This window comes from Delftia sp. Cs1-4 (genome assembly GCF_000214395.1).
Taxonomy (GTDB): Bacteria; Pseudomonadota; Gammaproteobacteria; order Burkholderiales; family Burkholderiaceae_C; genus Comamonas; species Comamonas acidovorans.
In genome coordinates this window covers 376,937-395,276 of the sequence record NC_015563.1, presented here as the reverse complement: position 1 = coordinate 395,276, position 18,340 = coordinate 376,937, and the positions used below count along the sequence as shown (strand labels likewise).

The 18,340-nt window shown below is 68.5% G+C and carries 20 protein-coding genes; 10 read left to right on the top strand and 10 right to left on the bottom strand.

Annotated features, from left to right (window positions below):
- Positions 1-22 precede the first annotated feature (22 nt).
- The 3 genes from DELCS14_RS01735 to pyrE form a co-directional block, all read right to left on the bottom strand.
- Positions 23-2,629, bottom strand: coding sequence for a membrane-bound PQQ-dependent dehydrogenase, glucose/quinate/shikimate family (locus DELCS14_RS01735; RefSeq protein WP_013800213.1), 2,607 nt, complete (start codon positions 2,627-2,629; stop codon positions 23-25).
- 211 nt (positions 2,630-2,840) lie between these two features.
- Positions 2,841-3,509 carry a hypothetical protein gene (locus DELCS14_RS01730; RefSeq protein WP_013800212.1) on the bottom strand — a complete coding sequence of 223 codons (669 nt, stop codon included), beginning with the start codon at positions 3,507-3,509 and terminating at the stop codon, positions 2,841-2,843.
- A 7-nt stretch (positions 3,510-3,516) separates the two neighbouring features.
- Positions 3,517-4,218 carry an orotate phosphoribosyltransferase gene (gene pyrE / locus DELCS14_RS01725; RefSeq protein WP_013800211.1) on the bottom strand — a complete coding sequence of 234 codons (702 nt, stop codon included), beginning with the start codon at positions 4,216-4,218 and terminating at the stop codon, positions 3,517-3,519.
- 10 nt (positions 4,219-4,228) lie between these two features.
- Here pyrE and DELCS14_RS01720 point away from each other — a divergent pair, with 10 nt between their 5' ends.
- From DELCS14_RS01720 to DELCS14_RS29625, 3 genes are all read left to right on the top strand, one after another.
- Positions 4,229-5,032 (top strand): exodeoxyribonuclease III, encoded by an 804-nt coding sequence (locus DELCS14_RS01720; protein WP_013800210.1) that lies wholly within the window; start codon positions 4,229-4,231, stop codon positions 5,030-5,032.
- A gap of 92 nt (positions 5,033-5,124) precedes the next feature.
- Positions 5,125-5,400 (top strand): type II toxin-antitoxin system CcdA family antitoxin, encoded by a 276-nt coding sequence (locus tag DELCS14_RS01715; protein WP_013800209.1) that lies wholly within the window; start codon positions 5,125-5,127, stop codon positions 5,398-5,400.
- Complete coding sequence (locus tag DELCS14_RS29625; RefSeq protein ID WP_016448564.1) at positions 5,397-5,561, top strand: CcdB family protein; 165 nt, start codon at positions 5,397-5,399, stop codon at positions 5,559-5,561. Before DELCS14_RS01715 ends, DELCS14_RS29625 begins: the two co-directional genes overlap by 4 nt.
- A gap of 70 nt (positions 5,562-5,631) precedes the next feature.
- Here the strand turns inward: DELCS14_RS29625 and DELCS14_RS01710 are convergent, their stop codons facing one another.
- From DELCS14_RS01710 to DELCS14_RS01700, 3 genes are read right to left on the bottom strand one after another with little or no spacing between them, the layout of a single operon-like run.
- Entirely contained in the window at positions 5,632-7,056 is a 1,425-nt protein-coding gene (locus tag DELCS14_RS01710) for an NAD(P)(+) transhydrogenase (Re/Si-specific) subunit beta (RefSeq protein WP_012202277.1), read from the bottom strand.
- The gene (locus DELCS14_RS01705; RefSeq protein ID WP_012202276.1) at positions 7,053-7,397 is read right to left on the bottom strand and encodes an NAD(P) transhydrogenase subunit alpha; all 345 of its coding nucleotides are present in this window, start codon (positions 7,395-7,397) and stop codon (positions 7,053-7,055) included. The genes DELCS14_RS01710 and DELCS14_RS01705 overlap by 4 nt, the downstream gene beginning before the upstream one ends.
- 1 nt (position 7,398) lies before the next feature.
- Positions 7,399-8,514, bottom strand: coding sequence for a Re/Si-specific NAD(P)(+) transhydrogenase subunit alpha (locus DELCS14_RS01700; protein WP_012202275.1), 1,116 nt, complete (start codon positions 8,512-8,514; stop codon positions 7,399-7,401).
- A 320-nt stretch (positions 8,515-8,834) separates the two neighbouring features.
- On the opposite strand from DELCS14_RS01700, the gene DELCS14_RS01695 reads away from it, so the two are divergent.
- Together DELCS14_RS01695 and DELCS14_RS01690 are read left to right on the top strand one after the other, a co-directional pair.
- Positions 8,835-9,074 (top strand): zinc ribbon domain-containing protein, encoded by a 240-nt coding sequence (locus DELCS14_RS01695; RefSeq protein WP_013800208.1) that lies wholly within the window; start codon positions 8,835-8,837, stop codon positions 9,072-9,074.
- Between the two features lie 85 nt (positions 9,075-9,159).
- Positions 9,160-9,798: an MBL fold metallo-hydrolase gene (locus DELCS14_RS01690; protein WP_012202273.1), complete on the top strand. Its 639-nt coding sequence runs from the start codon at positions 9,160-9,162 to the stop codon at positions 9,796-9,798.
- A 13-nt stretch (positions 9,799-9,811) separates the two neighbouring features.
- Here the strand turns inward: DELCS14_RS01690 and DELCS14_RS01685 are convergent, their stop codons facing one another.
- Entirely contained in the window at positions 9,812-10,498 is a 687-nt protein-coding gene (locus DELCS14_RS01685) for a Crp/Fnr family transcriptional regulator (RefSeq protein WP_013800207.1), read from the bottom strand.
- A gap of 84 nt (positions 10,499-10,582) precedes the next feature.
- Here DELCS14_RS01685 and DELCS14_RS01680 point away from each other — a divergent pair, with 84 nt between their 5' ends.
- From DELCS14_RS01680 to DELCS14_RS01660, 5 genes are all read left to right on the top strand, one after another.
- Positions 10,583-11,578 (top strand): ABC transporter substrate-binding protein, encoded by a 996-nt coding sequence (locus tag DELCS14_RS01680; RefSeq protein ID WP_013800206.1) that lies wholly within the window; start codon positions 10,583-10,585, stop codon positions 11,576-11,578.
- Positions 11,579-11,592: 14 nt separating this feature from the next.
- Positions 11,593-12,393, top strand: coding sequence for an ABC transporter ATP-binding protein (locus DELCS14_RS01675; RefSeq protein ID WP_013800205.1), 801 nt, complete (start codon positions 11,593-11,595; stop codon positions 12,391-12,393).
- Complete coding sequence (locus tag DELCS14_RS01670; protein WP_013800204.1) at positions 12,383-13,138, top strand: ABC transporter permease; 756 nt, start codon at positions 12,383-12,385, stop codon at positions 13,136-13,138. Before DELCS14_RS01675 ends, DELCS14_RS01670 begins: the two co-directional genes overlap by 11 nt.
- Positions 13,139-13,206: 68 nt before the next feature.
- Positions 13,207-14,082 carry a TauD/TfdA family dioxygenase gene (locus DELCS14_RS01665; protein ID WP_013800203.1) on the top strand — a complete coding sequence of 292 codons (876 nt, stop codon included), beginning with the start codon at positions 13,207-13,209 and terminating at the stop codon, positions 14,080-14,082.
- A gap of 23 nt (positions 14,083-14,105) precedes the next feature.
- Positions 14,106-15,563 carry an aldehyde dehydrogenase family protein gene (locus DELCS14_RS01660; protein ID WP_013800202.1) on the top strand — a complete coding sequence of 486 codons (1,458 nt, stop codon included), beginning with the start codon at positions 14,106-14,108 and terminating at the stop codon, positions 15,561-15,563.
- A gap of 10 nt (positions 15,564-15,573) precedes the next feature.
- Here the strand turns inward: DELCS14_RS01660 and DELCS14_RS01655 are convergent, their stop codons facing one another.
- The 3 genes from DELCS14_RS01655 to DELCS14_RS01645 form a co-directional block, all read right to left on the bottom strand.
- The gene (locus DELCS14_RS01655) at positions 15,574-16,476 is read right to left on the bottom strand and encodes a M48 family metallopeptidase (protein ID WP_013800201.1); all 903 of its coding nucleotides are present in this window, start codon (positions 16,474-16,476) and stop codon (positions 15,574-15,576) included.
- A gap of 60 nt (positions 16,477-16,536) precedes the next feature.
- A complete protein-coding gene (locus DELCS14_RS01650; protein WP_013800200.1) occupies positions 16,537-17,508 on the bottom strand; it encodes an EamA family transporter in 972 nt (323 codons plus the stop codon).
- A 72-nt stretch (positions 17,509-17,580) separates the two neighbouring features.
- The gene (locus DELCS14_RS01645; protein WP_013800199.1) at positions 17,581-18,309 is read right to left on the bottom strand and encodes a helix-turn-helix domain-containing protein; all 729 of its coding nucleotides are present in this window, start codon (positions 18,307-18,309) and stop codon (positions 17,581-17,583) included.
- Positions 18,310-18,340: the final 31 nt, after the last annotated feature.

The window sequence follows — 18,340 nt, the reverse complement described above, 5'->3', positions numbered from 1 at the left end:
GCTGACCCCACGGTGCGAGCGCTCAGGGCGCCGCCACCTCCTTGGGCAGCACATAGGCGCGCACGCTGTCCCCGGCCTTGGTTCCCGTCGAACCATGTCCACCCGCCACCACCACCAGGTACTGGCGCTGGTCCGTGCCCAGGTAGGTCATGGGCGTGGCCTGGCCGCCAGCAGGCAGGCGGTCCTGCCAGAGCTGGCGGCCGCTGTCCACGTCGTAGGCGCGCACATAGTTGTCCAATGCCCCCGAGTAGAAGGCCACGCCGCCAGCGGTCATCACCGGGCCGCCAATGCCGGGCACGCCCATGCGAAAGCCCAGCGGCAGCGGGCTCAGGTCACGCGGCGTGCCGTTGCGGCGCTGCCAGACGATCTGGCCCGTGCGCAGGTCGGCACCCGCCACAAAGCCCCAGGGCGGCGCCTGGCAGGGAATACCCAGCGTCGAGACAAAGGGCTTGAGCCGCACCGCAAACGGTGCGCCGAAGTTTTCGTTGAGCGCGGGCAGGCCGTCCTTGGGCGGGCCGCCGTCCTGCACCAGCAGCGAGGTATCGTCCGCGCGCGGCACCAGGGTGGAGACGAAGGCCAGCCGCGTGGGCGTGGCAAACACCACCTGCCGGCGCGGGTCCACGGCCACGCCGCCCCAGTTGAAAACGCCGAAGTTGCCCGGATAGATCAGCGAGCCCTGCTCCGAGGGCGGCGTGAAGCGTCCCTCGTAGCGCAGGCGGCGAAAGGCCAGCCGGCACCACAGTTGCTCGAAGGGGCTGGCGCCCCACATGTCGCGCTCGGTCAGGGCCGGGGGGTTGAAGCTCAGTTGCGAATGCGGCTGCGTGGGCGCCGTGCGGTCGCCGCGTGCCGCGCCCTGCGGCGCAGCCACCTCGGTGACGGGCAGCAGCGGTTGGCCAGTGCGCCGGTCCAGCACGAACAGCTCGCCCTGCTTGGTGGGCTGCACCAGGGCGGGCACGCTGTGGCCGCCGATCTCCAGGTCGATCAGGCTGGGTTGCGAGGGCACGTCGTAGTCCCAGAGATCGTGGTGCACGGTCTGGAACACCCAGCGCACGGCGCCCGTGGCAATGTCCAGCGCCACCACCGAGGACGAATACTGCTCGGCCTCGGCGCTGCGCCGTCCGCCCCATTGGTCGGGCGGCGCATTGCCCATGGGCACGAAGACGAGGCCCAGCGTCTCGTCCACGCTGGAGATGGACCAGCTGTTGGGCGAGCTGGGCACATAGGTCTGCCCGGGGGGCAACGGCGTGCTGTTGCCTGGCCGCCCCGGGTCCCAGGCCCACAGCAGCGCGCCCGAGCGGATGTCGAACGCACGGATCACGCCCGAAGGCTCGCGCGTGGAATGGTTGTCCAGCACCGTGCCGCCCACGATGATGCGGTCGCGCGCCACCACCACCGGCGAGGTCGAGTAGTACGAGCCCGGCTTGCGCTCGGGCATGCCCTGCCAGAGGTCGATCTGGCCCTGGCCGCCCGCCACATTGCTGCAGGTCTGGCCATCTGCGGGATTGAGTGCGACCACCTTGCCGTCGGCCGTGGCCATGAACAGCTTGGCGGTGCAGCGGCCGTCATCGCCAGGGGCTGCAGAAGCCGAAGCCGTGGATGCGGCGGTGGGTGCAGGCATGGCCTGCGCGCCGGGCTTCCTTGCAGCCGGCGCCACCGCCGAATGCGTCTGCCCTGCCGCCGCGTCGAACTGCGCGGCCGCCTGCGCCGACTGGTAGGACAGGCCCCGGCAGGTCAGATGCTGCAGCGCCAGCCCCTTGGGCATGGGCAGGTCGCGCCGCCACAGCTGCTTGCCCGTGGTGGCATCGAGCGCAATCACCGACTGGTGGGGCGTGCACAGGAACAGGCGCTCGCCGATCTTCAGCGGCGTGACCTCGAACGTGGTTTCTTCGGGATCGCCGGGTTTGCCGCGCACATCGCCCGTGCGGAACTCCCAGGCCAATTGCAGCAGCCGCACGTTGTGCGGGCCGATCTGGCGCAGCGGCGAATAGCGCTGGCCCGCTCCGGTGCGGCCATAGGCGTGCCACTCGCCATCGGGCACGGCATCGGTGGCATCGCCCTGCAACACCGGCGGGCTGCGCAGGCCACCGGCATCGGAGGCCACCATGGACATGTTCTGCACGGCCGTGACCTGGCCGTCGGCCGGCAGGTCCGACGCGGCGGCGGCCGCGCCCGCAAACTGGCCCTGGGTTTCATGGGCATCGCGCTGGCGCCCGAATGACAGGCCCGCAAGAATGGCCGTGCCCAGCACCACCAGCGCCAGCGCCGCATGGGCTGGTGCCAGGCCCCGGTTCTGGCCCATGTCGGGCTCATGGCGCAGCGCACGCACCGACCAGGGCAGCACCAGCAGCAGGCCCATCAACCAGGGCACCCCCAGGCGCCCCGCCAGCGGCCACCAGTCCAGCCCTATCTCCCACACCGCCCACAGCGCGGTGCCCAGCAGCCACAGCGCAAACAGCCACAGCGCCATGGCCGACCGGCGCGCCACGCCCAGGCCCACGGCCAACAGCAGCACACCTGCCACCACGTAGTAGCCGCTGCCCCCCGTCCACAGCAGCTGCGCGCCTCCCCAGGCCAGCCAGGCACCGGCGGCCCACAGCCACAGCACCGTCAACCATCGCCATGCCGTCATGCATGCTCCCTTCTCGCGGCGGCCCGGCACCTGTGGCTGCAGCGCACACCAGCAGCCAGGCCCTGAGGGCCCGGGAAAATCCGTGGCCGGGAATGTAGTGACAGCCTAGACCGCCGCAATGGCAGCGCTTGCAGGACGAATCCGATTCACGCGCACCGGGCGTGCGGCAGGCCGTTCGCGCCAGACGGGAAAGACAGGGGGCAAGGGCCGTTCAGCGGCCCGTGGGAGCCGCAGCGGCGGCGGCCGCGCTCCACAGCGCACGCAGGGGCACGAGCTCGGCATCGAAGCGCTGGTTGATGCGGCTTTTTTCCTGCTCCTGCTGCTGGATGAAGCGCTGCTGCTCTTCCTGGCTGCTGCGGTTTTCATCGAGCTGGCGGCGCAGGGAGGCGGGGGCCTTGGACGGGTCCTTGCGGTAGAACTCCATCTCGCCATCGATCTTGACGCGCTGGGCCTGCAGCTCCTGTATGCGCTGGCGCGCCAGGTTGGCGACCTGGTCGGTCTGCGACAGGGCCTCGGCGCGTTCGGCGTCGTGCGCGGCCTGGTTGGGATAGCGCGCAATCAGCGCGCGCTCGCGCGAGCGCTCCTCGCGCACACGGCGCTGTTCGGCCTGCTCGCGGCGGCGCTGGGCATCGAGCTCGGCGCGCTCGTTGTCGGTCAGCGTGGGGCCGACGCGGCGCAGCTCCACACCGGAGCTGCCCAGCACACGCTGGTCGCGGTCCACGCATTCGGCAATCGGGCGGTCTGCCGTCAGGCGCCGGCCCTTGGCGTCGGTGCATGCATAGATGCCGGCCGGCACGCCGGCATCCAGGGCGCAGGCAGGGCCAGCCGCGGCACCAGCCAGGGCGCACCACAGGAACCGTGCATGCAACGCCTTGTTCATCAAACCCTTATTCCTTGTCGTTGACTCCGTAACGCTGGCGGTAGGCCAGCACGCGCTCATGGTGGCCGCTGCCTTCGCTGCCACCTTGAATCTCAAGATAAAGCAATAAGTCTGCCAGTTTTGCAATAGTGCAGACCTGCATGCCCAGCTGGTTGCGCACGTACTGCACGGCGCTGTGGGGCACGTCCTGGCCATTCTCGGTGGCCATTTCCTGGCGGTCCAGCGCGATCGCCACGGCATGCGGCGTGGCGCCTGCGGCGCGGATGATGGCGATGGACTCGCGCGCTGCCGTGCCGGCGCTCATCACGTCGTCCACGATCAGCACGCGGCCCTTGAGGGGCGCGCCCACCAGGGTGCCGCCCTCGCCGTGGTCCTTGGCTTCCTTGCGGTTGTAAGCAAAGGGCTTGTTCAGGCCCATGCGGGCCAGCTCCACGGCCACGGTGGCGGCCAGCGGGATGCCCTTGTAGGCGGGACCGAAGATCATGTCGAACTCGATGCCGCTGGCTGCGATGGCTTTTGCATAGAATTCGGCGAGACGGCCCATCTTGCCGCCGTCATCGAACAGGCCGGCATTGAAGAAGTACGGGCTCATGCGCCCGGCCTTGGTCTTGAACTCGCCGAAACGCAGCACCCCTGCGTCAACGGCGAATTGCACAAATTCCTGCGCCAGACGGCCTGTGTCATCGGCCTGCAGATTACTCACCACCATGGATTCATCCTTGTTCAAATTGACCAGCCTCAACCTCAACGGCATCCGCTCGGCCTCGACCAAGGGCGTCGAAGCCTGGATCGAGGCCACTGCGCCGGATTGTATTTGCGTGCAGGAAATCAAGGCCCAGGCCGCCGACATGACCGGACGCTTCGAGCTGCTGGCCGGCCTGCGCGGCCACTTCCACTACGCCGAGAAGAAAGGCTACTCGGGCGTGGGCGTCTACAGCCGCCACGAGCCCAGCGATGTCGTGGTCGGCTTCGGCTCGCACGAGTTCGACGCCGAGGGCCGCTATGTGGAGGCGCGCTTCGACACGCCCGCGCGCAAGCTGTCCATCATCAGCGCCTACTTTCCCAGCGGCAGCTCGGGCGAACTGCGCCAGACGGCCAAGTTCCGCTTCCTGGCCGAAATGCACGATCACCTGATGCGCATGAAGGGCGAGCGCGAGTTCATCCTGTGCGGCGACATCAACATCGCCCACCAGCAGATCGACCTCAAGAACTGGCGCAGCAACCAGAAAAACAGCGGTTTCACGCCCGAAGAGCGCGAGTGGATGACAAAGTTGTTACACAAAACTGATCCCACGGGCGGTCTTGTGGACGTTTATCGCCTGCTCCAGCCGGACACCACGGACGCCTGCTACACATGGTGGAGCAACCGCGGCCAGGCCTATGCCAACAACGTGGGATGGCGCCTGGACTACCACCTGGCCACCCCGGCCACCGCCGCACTGGCTCGCACCGAGCACATCTACAAGGATGTGAAGTTCTCGGACCATGCGCCGGTCACCATCGGCTATGACATGAAGGTGTGAGACGTTCAAGCAGGGCCTTGGGTCGCGGCGGTTTGACTCGTCGCGCTCTCATACAGACACTGTGCGCATGATCTTTATCTGAGGGTTCCGAGATGAAATCCATTGCTGTCTCCAGCGCCAAGCGGCCAATCCATCTCACGATCAATGCAGATCTGGTGACGCAGGCCAAGGCCTATACCGACAATCTCTCGGCCACCATGGAATCCCTGCTGGCCGAATACGTTGCCAGGCAGGAGGGCGCACAGCGTGAGCGCAAACGGCTTGCCGACGCCTGCGCCAGCGACTGGAACGCGGTCAACATCGCGGTGGGTTCGTTCGCAGACGAGCTCTGCTGCCGCGCGGCACTCCAACCGTGGGTGCGAGGATGAATCCTGTGTTTGTCATTGAAGGCGTGCCGGTCGTCCTGCATGCCCTGGACATGGTTTCAGTCGCCCTGGATCAATTGGGTGAAGTGGTGGCCTCACTGGAGCATGAAGGCCAAGCCATCGCCGATGCGCTGGACGAATTGCTGACCCGGTCCGGGGGCTGACCCAAGATCGTTTTCAAGGAGGCCAGGGCTTAAGCCCTGCCCTCCTCGGACTTCAGCCCGGGCGCACGCCTCACTCCAGCGCCTTGCCCATGTCCTCCACCACCTTCTTGGCGTCGCCGAAGACCATCATGGTCTTGTCCATGTAGAACAGCTCGTTGTCCAGGCCCGCATAGCCGGCCGCCATGGAGCGCTTGTTGACGATCACCGTCTTGGCCTTGTAGGCCTCCAGGATGGGCATGCCGTAGATGGGGCTGCCCTTGACGTGTGCGGCGGGGTTCACCACGTCATTGGCGCCCAGGATGATGGCCACGTCGGCCTGGCCGAACTCGCTGTTGATGTCCTCCATCTCGAAGACCTGGTCGTAGGGCACCTCGGCCTCGGCCAGCAGCACGTTCATGTGGCCCGGCATGCGGCCGGCCACCGGGTGGATGGCGTACTTCACCGTCACGCCGCGCTCGGTGAGCTTGTCGGCCAGCTCCTTGACCGCGTGCTGGGCACGCGCCACGGCCAGGCCGTAGCCGGGCACGATGACCACGGTCTCGGCATTGCCCAGGACGAAGGCCGCATCGTCGGCGCTGCCGCTTTTCACGTTGCGCTGCTGCTGGGAGCCTGCCGCCGCGCTGGTGGCCTCGCCGCCGAAGCCGCCCAGGATCACGCTGAAGAACGAGCGGTTCATGGCCTTGCACATGATGTAGCTCAGGATGGCGCCCGAGCTGCCCACCAGCGAACCCGCAATGATCAGCATGCTGTTGTTCAGCGAGAAGCCGATGCCCGCCGCCGCCCAGCCCGAGTAGCTGTTGAGCATGGACACGACCACCGGCATGTCCGCGCCGCCGATCGGAATGATCAGCAGCACGCCCAGCAGCAGGCCCAGGGCGATGACCAGCACGATGTCCATCCAGCTTTGGCTGTGCCAGAAGCCGAAGACGAAGAAGGCTGCTGCCAGCCCCAGCACGGCGTTGAGCGCATGCTGGCCCTTGAACTGCACGGGCGCGCCCTGGAACAGGCGGAACTTGTACTTGCCGCTGAGCTTGCCGAAGGCGATCACCGAGCCCGTGAAGGTCACGGCGCCGATGAAGGCGCCCAGCGCCAGCTCCACGCGGTTGCCGCCCGGAATGGCGCCGCCCTTGGCCGTGATGGCAAAGGCCCAGGGCTCGGCCACGGCGGCCACGGCGATGAACACCGCCGCCAGGCCGATCATGCTGTGCATGAAGGCCACCAGCTCGGGCATCTTGGTCATCTCCACGCGCTGGGCCATGACGGCACCGGCCGTGCCGCCGACCAGCAGGCCCAGCAGCACCCAGCCCAGGCCCAGGGCGTTGCCGCCCGCCAGCTGCACGATGAGCGCCGCCGTGGTCAGCACGGCGATCACCATGCCGGCCATGCCGAACAGGTTGCCGCGTATGGAGGTGGTGGGATGCGACAGCCCCTTGAGCGCCTGGATGAAGCAGACGCTGGCCACCAGGTAGAGCAACGTGACGAGGTTCATGCTCATGACTGGCCCTCCGCCTTGGCGTCCTTGCCGTCCTTGGCCGGAGCGCTCTTGCGCTCTTTCTTGCGGAACATCTCCAGCATGCGCCGCGTGACCAGGAAGCCGCCGAACACGTTGACCGCGGCCAGCGCCACGGCCAGCACGCCCATGGTCTTGCCCAGGCCCGTTTCCGTGAGCGCCGCCGCCAGCATGGCGCCGACGATGACGATGGCCGAGATGGCATTGGTCACCGCCATCAGCGGCGTGTGCAGCGCGGGCGTGACGGTCCACACCACGTGGTAGCCCACGTAGATGGCCAGCACGAAGATGATGAGATGGATGATGGTGGGGGATACGGCTTCCATGTCATTTCCTCCGCAGCTGGCCTTCATGGGCCATCAGGCACGCGGCCACGATGTCGTCCTCCATGTCCACATGCAGGGCGCCATCCTTGTTGATGATGAGCTTGAGAAAATCGAGCACATTGCGTGCATACAGGGCCGAGGCATCGGCCGCCACCATGGCGGGCAGGTTGGTCAGTCCCACGATGGTCACGCCATGCGTGACCACGGTCATGCCGGCCTGGGTCAGCGGGCAGTTGCCGCCGCGCTCTGCCGCCAGGTCCACGATGACGGCGCCGGGCTTCATGGCCTGCACCATCTCGGCCGTGACCAGCACGGGAGCGGGCCGGCCCGGGATCAGCGCCGTGGTGATGACCACGTCGGCCTGGGCCACGCGCTTGGCCACCTCGGCCTTCTGGCGGTCCAGCCAGCTTTGCGGCATGGGGCGCGCGTAGCCGCCCACGCCTTCGGCAGCCTCCTTCTCCTCGGCGGTCTCGTAGGGCACATCGATGAACTTGCCACCCAGGGATTCGACCTGCTCACGCACGCTGGGCCGCACATCGCTGGCCTCGATCACGGCGCCCAGGCGCTTGGCCGTGGCAATGGCCTGCAGGCCCGCCACGCCCACGCCCAGCACCACGACGCGCGCGGCCTTCACCGTGCCCGCCGCCGTCATCAGCATGGGAAAGAAGCGCTGGTACTGGTTGGCCGCAATCATCACGGCCTTGTAGCCGGCGATATTGGCCTGGCTGGACAGCACGTCCATGCTCTGCGCACGCGTGGTGCGCGGAGCCGCCTCCAGCGCATAGGCCGTCACTCCCGCATCGGCCAGGCGCTGCAGGCCTGCGGGCTGGAACGGGTCCAGCATGCCGACCAGCGTTGCGCCCTTGCGGATGCCGGGCAACTCGTCCTCCGAAGGGATACGGACCTTGAGCACCAGGTCGGCGCCCAGGGCGCCTGCCACATCGACGATCTCCGCGCCCGCTGCCTCGTACAAGGCATCGGGCACGCTGGCCGCCACTCCCGCCCCCGCCTGCACGCGCAGCACATGGCCTTGCGCACGCAGCTTCTTGACGGTCTCGGGGGTCGCAGCCACCCGGGTTTCTCCTGCCATGGTCTCGGCAGGCACGCCAATCAACATACCGGTTCTCCCTCGCGTGATGCCGGTACCCGCCCTGCATTGCGCAGGTGGCGGCCCGGCCCATCCTCGAAAAAATCCTTGCGTGCCTGCATCGGGGGCAGGCTGGCTTGGCGGCACGGCTAGCTTGTAACACGGCGGCGTTGCCGCAGCCACGGGGTCTGCCCGCGAGGCTGTCTCCTGTCCGTCACAGGACCTGGATTGCCACGAGATGACAGCCACATTAAATGATCGCCATCCACGGCCCGGCGGACCGCTGCCGTGTCCCAATGCGCCTTTGAACGACTGCAGCGGCGCATCCGCGCAGTGCGAAGGAATACACCATGGGACTCTTGCAAAGACTGTTCGGAAATCATTCGCGCGGCGGCCACCACGGCGGCGGCGCATACCGTGCCGCAGCCGTGGCGGCGGTCTGCCCCGGCTGCCGTGCATCCATTGCCGCCAGCTCGCGCTTTTGCCCGCAGTGTGGCGGCGCGGTGCTGCCGCAGGCCTGCAGGAACTGCAACGCCAGCCATCCGGCCGGCGCGCGGTTCTGCGGGCAATGCGGCCAGCCGACCACCTGACGGCGCAAGCGGGGCGGCCCTGCGCTGCCATCAGGGAAAGGAGCGGGAATAATGGGCGCTTTCGCCAGAAGCACCCACGCCGCCCATGCTCCAGTACCACACCATCCCCGTCACCGCCTTCCAGCAGAACTGCTCGCTGGTCTGGTGCGACCAGACCATGGAAGCCGCCGTCATCGACCCGGGCGGCGACCTGGAGCAGATCGGCTGGGAGATAGAGCGCCTGGGCCTGGCGCTCAAGGCCATCTGGCTCACGCACGCCCACATAGACCACGCAGGCGGCACGCGCGAGCTGGCCGATGCACAGCAGCTGCCCATCATCGGCCCCCATCCCGGCGACCAGTTCTGGATCGATGCGCTGCCCCAGCAGGGCGCCATGTTCGGCTTCCCGCATTCGGACCCCTTCACGCCCACGCGCTGGCTGCACGATGGCGACACGGTGAGCATCGGCCAGGAAACGCTGCAGGTGCGCCACTGCCCCGGCCATACGCCCGGCCACGTGGTGTTCCATGCGCCGCAGATCGACCGCGCCTTCGTGGGAGACGTGCTGTTCGCGGGCAGCATCGGCCGCACCGACTTTCCCCAGGGCAACCACCAGCAGCTGATCGACAGCATCGTCCAGCGCCTGTGGCCCATGGGCGACCAGACCGTGTTCATCCCGGGCCACGGCCCCGAAAGCAGCTTCGGCCGCGAGCGCAAGAGCAACCCCTACGTGGGCGGGACCTGAGCCTGCAGCTGTCTCAGCCCAGCACCTCGATCCACCGATAGCCCAGACGCACGCTGCCGCCCGCCTGCAGCTTGCGCAGCTCCTCGTTCACGCGCTGGCGCGAGGCGCCCACCACATGCGACAGATCGCCCTGCGAAATGCGCAGCAGGGTGCGGCCGCCGGGCAGGGGCTGGCCGTTCTCTGCCGCCAGGACCTGCAAGGTGGCCCAGACCCGGGCATGCAGCGTGTCCTCCGAACTGATGAAGATGGTGTCCAGCAGCCCGTTCACGCGCAGGCTCAGCAGGCGCGCCACAGCCAGGCATGCGGGCGCATCGCGCTCCAGGAAGTCCAGCAGCGGCTGGCGCGGCAGGACCAGCACCTCGACATCGCCATCGGCCACCAGGTCCACGGGCACGGGCGCATTGCCCAGCACCGAGCTGATGCCGGTGATCTCCCCGGCCTCCAGCCAGCGCGTCATGCGCTCGGTGCCGCCCACGGTGAAGGCCACGACACGAAAGCGCCCTGACAGCAGCACCAGCGCATGGTCGGCCGCATCGCCGCGCTTTTGCACGAACTGTCCATCGCGGTAGCGGCGCCTGGAGCCTATGGCCCGCAGCCCGCGTGCCGATGCGGCCGGCAATTCGGCCAGCAGGTCCACGCGATAGCGCTCGCTGCGCGCCTGCGCCAAAGAGGTGTTGGGGGAACCGAGCTTGGTGTTCACCCGATCATTGTCCCTTTCGCGGCAATTGGCGCATAGCACCGTCCTTGTAATCGGCCCCATACCCACACGTATGGAGCCCGCCCCATGATCCGCACCACGCTCGCCCTGGTATCCGCCTTCGTGTTCGCCCTGCTCTCGACCCAGGCAGCCCTGGCACAGACGCCCACGCTGCGTATCCAGGACTACCCCGGCATCGGCAATTTCCTGGTGCGCGTGGCCAACGCGCGGGGACTGTGCGAGAAGCACGGCATACGCTGCGAACTGCGTCCCATCCCGCAGGCGCCGCTGGCGCTGCAGACCTTGCTGGCCGGTGACCTCGAAGTGGCGTTTACGCCGCCCGAGGTGCTGCTTCAGGCGGTCAACAAGGGCGCCGACCTCAAGGTGATCGGCAGCGGCGCCAGCGCGCCGACGTTCTTCCTCATGGCCTCGTCGGCCCTGCCCACCCCGCGTGCCGCCCAGGGCTATCCCGCCGTGATGCAGGACTTCAAGGGCCGGCGCATCGGCGTGACGGCGCGTGGCAGCGCGGCCGAGTTCCAGCTCGTGAGCCTGCTGCAGGGTGCGGGCATGAAGGCGGACGATGTGACCATCGTCGCCGTGGGCTCGCCCAACACCGCCTTTCCGGCGATTGCGCAAAAGCAGGTCGATGGCCTGATGCTGTTCTCGCCCATGGACGGCTTTTGCGAGGTCAGCCAGGCCTGTCGCATCGTCGTTGATCCGCGCAGGGGCCAGGGTCCCGCCGATGTGGTGGACACCAACGGCGCCGGCGTGCTGCAGGTGGTGCGCGCCGACTTCCTGCGCAAGAACGCCCCGGCCGTGGAGGGCTTGCGCCGCGCCATGAACGAGGCGGCCGACTATGCCCGCGAACCGGCCCATTTCGATGCATTGCTCAAAGTCGCGCAGGACAGTTTCCGCATCAACACGACCGGCGGCGACCGGATCCTGGAGGTGGCGCTGCGCAACGCCATTCCTTCCATGCAGTTCGCAGTGGACCCCAAGGCCCTGCAGCATGCCGCGCGCTACCTGCAGCGCACGGGACAGATCGACAAGCTGATCGACACCGCGCCCCTGCTGGTGCAGTGAAGGAGGCGCTCGCCATGACTCCCAATGGATCACGCCTTCCGCCGCCGCAGGCCATTGCCGCAGACGGCCTGCATCTGAGCTTCGACGGCCGCACGCAGGTGCTGGACAACATTGCGCTGCAGGTGGCCGAGGGCGAATTCGTTTCGCTGGTCGGGCCCAGCGGCTGCGGCAAGACCAGTCTGCTCAACCTCTGCGCAGGCCTGGTGGCCCACACCGGCGCCGGCACGCTGCGCGTACTGGGCGAAGCACCGCGCCTGGGCAGTTCCCGCGTGGGCTACATGCTGGCGCGCGACAGCCTGCTGCCCTGGTGCACGGCGCTGGAGAACGCCGCCTTCGGCGCGCGCGTGCGCGGCGTCGGCACAGCCGACAGCACGGAGCGCGCACTGCGCATGCTGCAGGAGGTGGGCCTGGCCGACCATGCGCAGGCCATGCCCAAGGCCTTGTCCCACGGCATGCGCCAGCGCACGGCGCTGGCGCGCACCTTTGCGCTGGACGCGCAACTGCTGCTGATGGACGAGCCCTTCGGCGCCTTGGACGCGCAGACCAAGCTGCAGCTGCAGGACCTGCTGCTGCGCCTGTGCCAGCAGCACCGCCACAGCGTGCTGTTCGTGACCCACGACCTGGCCGAGGCCGTGGCCGTCTCCGACCGCGTGGTGGTGATGTCCTCGCGCCCGGGCCGCATCATCGCCGACCTGCCCATCGACCTGCCGCGCCCGCGCTCCATCCGCGACCTGCAGAAGTCGCCGCGCTTCCATGAACTCTATGCGGCCCTGTGGTCGCAGCTCGAATCGGGATGGGTGCACCATGAAGGCTGACCGTCTGCAATGGCTGGCGCTGCATGCGCTGTTCATCTGTCTCGTGCTGGGACTGGCCGAATGGGCCGCCGCGCGCCGCTGGCTGGACCCCACCTTCTTCGGCCAGCCCAGCGGCGTGGCCGCCTATCTCTGGAACCATGCGGGCACGGCCCGGTTCTGGTCCGACCTGGGCTGGACGCTGGCGGCCGTGGCCTGCTCCTTCGTGCTGGGCAGCGTGGCCGCCTTCGCCACGGGGCTGGCCTTCGTGCGCTGGCCGGCCATCGAACGCTTTGCAGAGCCCTACTTCAACGCGCTGAACGTGATGCCGCGCATCGCGCTGGCGCCGCTGTTCATCCTGTGGTTCGGGCTGGGGCTGGGCAGCAAGATCGCCGTGGGCTGCTCGCTGACCTTCTTCATCGTGCTGTCGGCCACGGTGGCAGGCATGCGGGGCGTCAGCCAGGACCATGTGACGCTGTGCCGCACGCTGGGCGCCAGCGCCGCCACCACCTTCTTCGAGGTCACGCTGCCCGGCGCCGTCCCGGTGATCTTCTCGGGCCTGCGCCTGGGATTGATCTATGCCCTGCTGGGCGTGGTGGGCACCGAGATCATTGCCAGCGAAAAGGGCCTGGGCCAGACCCTGGCCTACCTGGGCTCCACCTTCGACATCAATGGCGTCATGGCGCTGCTGCTGGTGCTGGCCCTGCTGGGCGTGGGCATGGTGCGCTTCATGTCCTGGGCCGAGAGGCGGCTGCTGCACTGGCAGTGAGCCCGCCAGCCCTCTCTCCCCACCTTCCCCCTTCCTCCCCTCCCATCCGTTCCTTCAAGGAGTACCCCATGGCCAATGCCGCCCCCATGCAGCTGATCGACATCGACGCCCGCTACCACCACATCCGCCCCGTGCCGCGCATGCCCAACTTCGCGGCCTGGATCGAGGGCGTGGACCTGACCCGGCCCCTGTCCCCCGAGGTGCAGGCGGAACTGCGACAGGCCCTGTACGACTTCGAGGTCATCTTCTTCCGGCCCCAGACCATCACGGCCGAGCAGCATGTGGCGCTGGCGCAGGTGTTCGGCCCGCTGTCCAAGGGCTCGTACTTCGAGCGCAAGAGCGGCATGCCCGACGTGGAGATGATCATCTCCGACAAGGACCGCCCGCCCGCCATAGACAACTGGCACACCGACATCAGCTGGAAGCAGCAGCCGCCGCTGGGCACCGTGATCCAGATCGTGACCACGCCGCCGGCCGGCGGCAACACCTGCTGGACCAGCACCAGCAAGGCCTATGACTGGCTCTCGCCCGGCATGCAGCAGTACCTGGAAGGCCTGCAGGCGGTCCATACCTGGGAGGAATCGGGCTTCCGGGAATACCTGGGCCGCAAGGGCGAGGAGGCGCTGTTCGAGGCGCTGCGCCAGTTCAAGCCCGTGACGCATCCCGTGGTGCGCACCAACCCCGATTCAGGCCGCAAGTGCATCTTCGTCAATGCCGATTTCACGCGCCACATCACGGGCGTGGACCGGCACGAGGCGCGCGGCGTGCTCACCTTCCTGCTGGACTGGCTGAAGAAGCCGGAGTTCATGGTGCATCATCAATGGGACGCGGGCGGCATCGCCATCTGGGACAACCGCAGCACGCAGCACTATGCTGTGGCCGACTACTGGCCCCACTACCGCGTGAACCAGCGCGTCACCTTCGACACCCCTTCCACCCAATGACAACGAGACACGGAGACAGCTTCATGAGCACGCAAGAGCACCTGCAGTTCTATATCGACGGCCAATGGGTTCCCCCGGCCGTGCCGCGCACGCTGGATGTGATCAATCCGTCCACCGAGGAGGTGGCGGCCCGCATCAGCATGGGCTCGGCCGCCGATGTCGATGCAGCCGTGGCCGCCGCACGCCGCGCGTTCGACGGCTTCTCGCAGACCACGCGCGACGAGCGGCTGGCCCTGCTGGACAAGGTGCTGGCGGTCTACATGCGCCGCATCGACGAGGTGGCGCAGACCATCTCGCTGGAGATGGGCGCGCCGCTGTGGCTGTCGCGCGCGGCCCAGGCCACCGTGGGCGCAGGGCACCTGAAGCAGACCCTGCAGGTGCTCAAGGAATTCGAGTTCGAGAGCGTGCGCGGCACCACCGGCATCGTGCATGAGCCCGTGGGCGTGGTGGGCATGATCACGCCCTGGAACTGGCCCATCAACCAGATCATGTGCAAGGTGGCACCGGCCCTGGCGGCGGGCTGCACCATGGTGCTCAAGCCCTCGGAGATCGCGCCGCTGAACGCCATCCTGGTGGCCGAGATCCTGCACGAAGCGGGCGTGCCGGCCGGCGTGTTCAACCTGGTCAACGGCGACGGCCCCTCGGTGGGCGAGGCCATGTCCGTGCACCCCGGCATCGACATGATGACCTTCACCGGCTCCACCCGCGCGGGCATTGCCGTGGCCAAGGCCTCGGCCGATACCGTCAAGCGCGTGACGCAGGAGCTGGGCGGCAAGTCGGCCAACATCGTGCTGGACGACGCCGACATCGAAAAAGCCGTGGCCCAGGGCGTGAACGCCTGCTTCACCAATTCGGGCCAGAGCTGCAACGCACCCACGCGCATGTTCGTGCCGCGCGCCCTGCATGCGCGCGCCGTGGCCGCGGCCAAGGCCGCTGCCGAAGGCATGAAGGTGGGCGATGCACTGGCCGACACCGGCGCCATGCACATGGGCCCCGTGGTCAGCGAGGCGCAGTTCCGCAAGATCCAGGGCCTGATCGAGGCCGGCATCGCCGAAGGCGCCACCCTGGTGGCCGGCGGCACGGGCCGCCCCGAGGGCCTTGCGCGCGGCTACTTCGTGCGGCCCACGGTGTTTGCCGACGTGCGCAACGACATGACCATTGCGCGCGAGGAAATCTTCGGCCCCGTGCTGGTGATCCTGCCCTACGACACGGAGGAGGAGGCCATCGCCCAGGCCAACGACACGCCCTACGGCCTGTCGGGCTATGTGCAGTCCGGCAGCCTGGAGCGCGCACGCCGTGTGGCCTCGCGCCTGCGCACCGGCATGGTCCACCTCAACGGCGCAGGGCCGGACTTCGGCGCGCCGTTCGGTGGCTACAAGCAGTCGGGCACGGGCCGGGAATGGGGCGAGCACGGCTTCAAGGAGTACCTTGAAGTGAAAGCCGTGATGGGCTACCAACCCAAGCAAAAAGTCGCCGCCTGAAGACGGCTGCCTACCCGCGCCGTGCGGCCTCGTAGAGGCCTTCCACGCGCGGGATGTTGCGCTCCAGCTCGCGGATGCGCTCGGGACCTGCGGGGTGGGTGGACAGGAATTCCAGGCCACCACGGTCACCCGTGGCCTGGCCCATCTTGCGCCACAGCGAGACCGAGGCCTGGGGGTTGTAGCCGGCGCGCGCAGCCAGTTCCAGGCCCACGAGGTCGGCCTCGCTCTCGTCGCCACGGCTGAATTTCAGCGACAGCAGCTGGCCGCCCAGGCGGGCCGCCGCATTGCCCAGGTCGCCCAGGCCCAGCAATTGGGCGCCCAGCGAGATGCCGATGCTGGTGGCCTGGTTCTTGGCCAACTGCTCGCGCGAGTGCTCGCGCAGCGCATGGGCCATTTCGTGGCCCATGATCATGGCGATCTCGTCGTCGGTGAGCTGCAGTTGCTCGATGATGCCGGTGTAGAAGGCGATCTTGCCGCCCGGCATGCAAAAGGCATTGATCTCCTTGCTGCCGATCAGGTTCACCTCCCAGCGCCAGGCATTGGCGCGCGGATTCCATTGGGCGGTGTACGGGATGAGCCGCCGGGCAATGGCGCGCAGCCGCTGAAGCTGCGGGTTGCTGTCGCCGGCCAGCGCGCCCTGGGCGCGGGCCTTGGCCAGCAGTTGCTGGTACTGGTCGGTGGCGGCGCCTTCCAGCGTCTCGGCCGGCACCAGCTTGCGCAGGCCCGAGGCACCGCCCACCTGCACCTGTGCCGCCACCGGCGCCGTGGCCAGGCCCATGGCCGCCGCGCTGCCGGCCAGCAGAAAACCGCGACGCGCGCGCCAGGGCGCGCAGGCACAGCCCCAGGCGGACGGGGCACAGGGTTCGGAGGAGAGATGGGATGGCTGCTGCATGCCGCCAAGTCTAGCGGCCATGCATGCCTGAAACATGCGGAGAACAGCGCATCGTGAAGAGCGGCGCCGGCCTACAAAGAGTTACGCCATCTGCGCGGCCATCACGGCCCGCTGCGCCCGCATCTCGGCGCCAATCACCAGCATCAGCCCCGCCAGCACGGCCAGCAGCCCCAGCCACGATTGCAGCGGCTGCCGCTCGCCCACGACCCACACCGCCAGCACGAAGGCCGCCACGGGCTCGATCAGGCTCAGCGTCACGCCCGTGGGGCCCGAGATGCTGCGCAGCCCGATGGAAAACAGCATGTGCGCCAGGCCCGACACCACCACGCCCAGGTAGACCACCACCAGCACGGCCGCCAGGCTCCACTGCGGCAGGCCGCTTTGCACCAGCGCAATCGGCACCGCCATGCAGGCCGCCCCGGTGAAGACATAGAAATTCACCACGCGCGGCGACATGTGGGTGACCAGGCGCTTGTTGATCAGCGCATAGCCCGCGTACGACAGCCCCGCCAGCAGGCACAGGGCCAGGCCGCTCCAGGACAGCGTGGCACCGCCCCGGGCCATCACCATGGCCGCACCTCCCGCCACGCTCACCAGCGTGCCGGCCCACCACAGGACAGACAGGGGCGCGCGCAGCACCAGCGCCTGCATCAGCCCGGCCCAGATGGGGCCGCTGCCAATGGCCACGGCCGTGCCCACGGCCACGCCCGTGAGCGTCACGCCCTCGTAGAAAAAGATGCTGTAGCCGCCGATTCCCATGGATGCCAGCACGAACCAGGCCGGACGCAGTCCCAGGTGCACCGGGTTGGGCAGCAGCGGCTGGACGGGCGCCACGCCCTGCCCGGCCCGCCCGCGCAGCCTCCAATGGGAGACCGCCAGCAGCACGCCCAGAAACAGGCTGGAAACCGCCAGCTGCGCGGCGCCCACCCAGAACGGCGACAGCCCGCCTGCGCCCAGGCTTTGCGCCGTGCCCGTCGTGCCCCAGAGCACGGCGGCCACCGAAACGAAGGCGATGCCGACGGCGGAGGAAGAAGCGGAAGAGTTGCGAACCATGGCGCCATGTTGCGCTTGGCGCGGCAGGGCATTTGTCGAGAAACGCTCGTAGTCCGGAGGACTGTGAACGGGCTAGCCGCGCAGTTGCCGCGCCGTCACGCCCCGGTCGCGCCGCAGCGCATAGGCCAGGGCGCTGGCCGAGGCATAGCCGCAGCGCAGCGCCGTGGCCTCCAGGGGCAGGCCCCGCGCCAGCCCGCGCTCGGCCGCATCCAGGCGCAGGCCACGCAGCCAGGCCTGGGGCGGCTGGCCCGCCAGCTCCACAAAGCGCGCGTGAAAGCGCTGGGCGCTCATGTGGCACAGGGCGGCCAGCCGGGCCGTGGGCCAGTCCTCGTGCAGTGCGGCCTGCACCTGCGCGGCCAGCCCTTGCAGGTCCAGCCCCCGGCGCGCCAGCAGGCCGGGCGCCTGCAGCACCTGGGCCAGCTGCTCGGCGGCCGGGCCTTCCGACTCCCGGCCGCGCAGGGCCGGTGGCACGGAAAAGCGCCGCATCCGGTCCAGCCCCGGGCCGCTGGGCGCATCGATGACGAACACGCGCGAGCGCGGTGCCGCCAGGTAGCCGTGGTCCACGCCGGCGGGGATGAGCATGCCGCTGACGGCGTCCACAAAGGCGCTGCGCCCGCCCACCTCCAGCTCCATGCGGCCCTGCAGCGCATAGAGGATCTGCGCATGGCCGTGGGCATGGGCCTGGTGCTCGCCGCTGTAGCTGCGCACCGAGCTGTGCGGCGCGAAGGCGGTATCGGTGGCATCGGCCGCGCCGTCTTGCGCGGCGGCATCGCTGTGGAGGGAAGAGAGGGTGTAGGCCATGGCGGCATCCTGTGCCCGCGATGGTAGCGCG

What these genes read in the sequence shown, in the direction of transcription:
- DELCS14_RS01655 (WP_013800201.1), bottom strand. Translation starts at nt 16,476, where the DNA reads ATGGCCGCTAGACTTGGCGGCATGCAGCAGCCATCCCATCTCTCCTCC.
- DELCS14_RS01670 (WP_013800204.1), top strand. Translation starts at nt 12,383, where the DNA reads ATGAAGGCTGACCGTCTGCAATGGCTGGCGCTGCATGCGCTGTTCATC.
- DELCS14_RS01695 (WP_013800208.1), top strand. Translation starts at nt 8,835, where the DNA reads ATGGGACTCTTGCAAAGACTGTTCGGAAATCATTCGCGCGGCGGCCAC.
- DELCS14_RS01680 (WP_013800206.1), top strand. Translation starts at nt 10,583, where the DNA reads ATGATCCGCACCACGCTCGCCCTGGTATCCGCCTTCGTGTTCGCCCTG.
- DELCS14_RS01690 (WP_012202273.1), top strand. Translation starts at nt 9,160, where the DNA reads ATGCTCCAGTACCACACCATCCCCGTCACCGCCTTCCAGCAGAACTGC.
- DELCS14_RS01705 (WP_012202276.1), bottom strand. Translation starts at nt 7,397, where the DNA reads ATGGAAGCCGTATCCCCCACCATCATCCATCTCATCATCTTCGTGCTG.
- DELCS14_RS01735 (WP_013800213.1), bottom strand. Translation starts at nt 2,629, where the DNA reads ATGACGGCATGGCGATGGTTGACGGTGCTGTGGCTGTGGGCCGCCGGT.
- DELCS14_RS01710 (WP_012202277.1), bottom strand. Translation starts at nt 7,056, where the DNA reads ATGAGCATGAACCTCGTCACGTTGCTCTACCTGGTGGCCAGCGTCTGC.
- DELCS14_RS01660 (WP_013800202.1), top strand. Translation starts at nt 14,106, where the DNA reads ATGAGCACGCAAGAGCACCTGCAGTTCTATATCGACGGCCAATGGGTT.
- DELCS14_RS01730 (WP_013800212.1), bottom strand. Translation starts at nt 3,509, where the DNA reads ATGAACAAGGCGTTGCATGCACGGTTCCTGTGGTGCGCCCTGGCTGGT.
- pyrE (WP_013800211.1), bottom strand. Translation starts at nt 4,218, where the DNA reads ATGGTGGTGAGTAATCTGCAGGCCGATGACACAGGCCGTCTGGCGCAG.
- DELCS14_RS29625 (WP_016448564.1), top strand. Translation starts at nt 5,397, where the DNA reads ATGAATCCTGTGTTTGTCATTGAAGGCGTGCCGGTCGTCCTGCATGCC.
- DELCS14_RS01645 (WP_013800199.1), bottom strand. Translation starts at nt 18,309, where the DNA reads ATGGCCTACACCCTCTCTTCCCTCCACAGCGATGCCGCCGCGCAAGAC.
- DELCS14_RS01675 (WP_013800205.1), top strand. Translation starts at nt 11,593, where the DNA reads ATGACTCCCAATGGATCACGCCTTCCGCCGCCGCAGGCCATTGCCGCA.
- DELCS14_RS01715 (WP_013800209.1), top strand. Translation starts at nt 5,125, where the DNA reads ATGAAATCCATTGCTGTCTCCAGCGCCAAGCGGCCAATCCATCTCACG.
- DELCS14_RS01665 (WP_013800203.1), top strand. Translation starts at nt 13,207, where the DNA reads ATGGCCAATGCCGCCCCCATGCAGCTGATCGACATCGACGCCCGCTAC.
- DELCS14_RS01700 (WP_012202275.1), bottom strand. Translation starts at nt 8,514, where the DNA reads ATGTTGATTGGCGTGCCTGCCGAGACCATGGCAGGAGAAACCCGGGTG.
- DELCS14_RS01650 (WP_013800200.1), bottom strand. Translation starts at nt 17,508, where the DNA reads ATGGTTCGCAACTCTTCCGCTTCTTCCTCCGCCGTCGGCATCGCCTTC.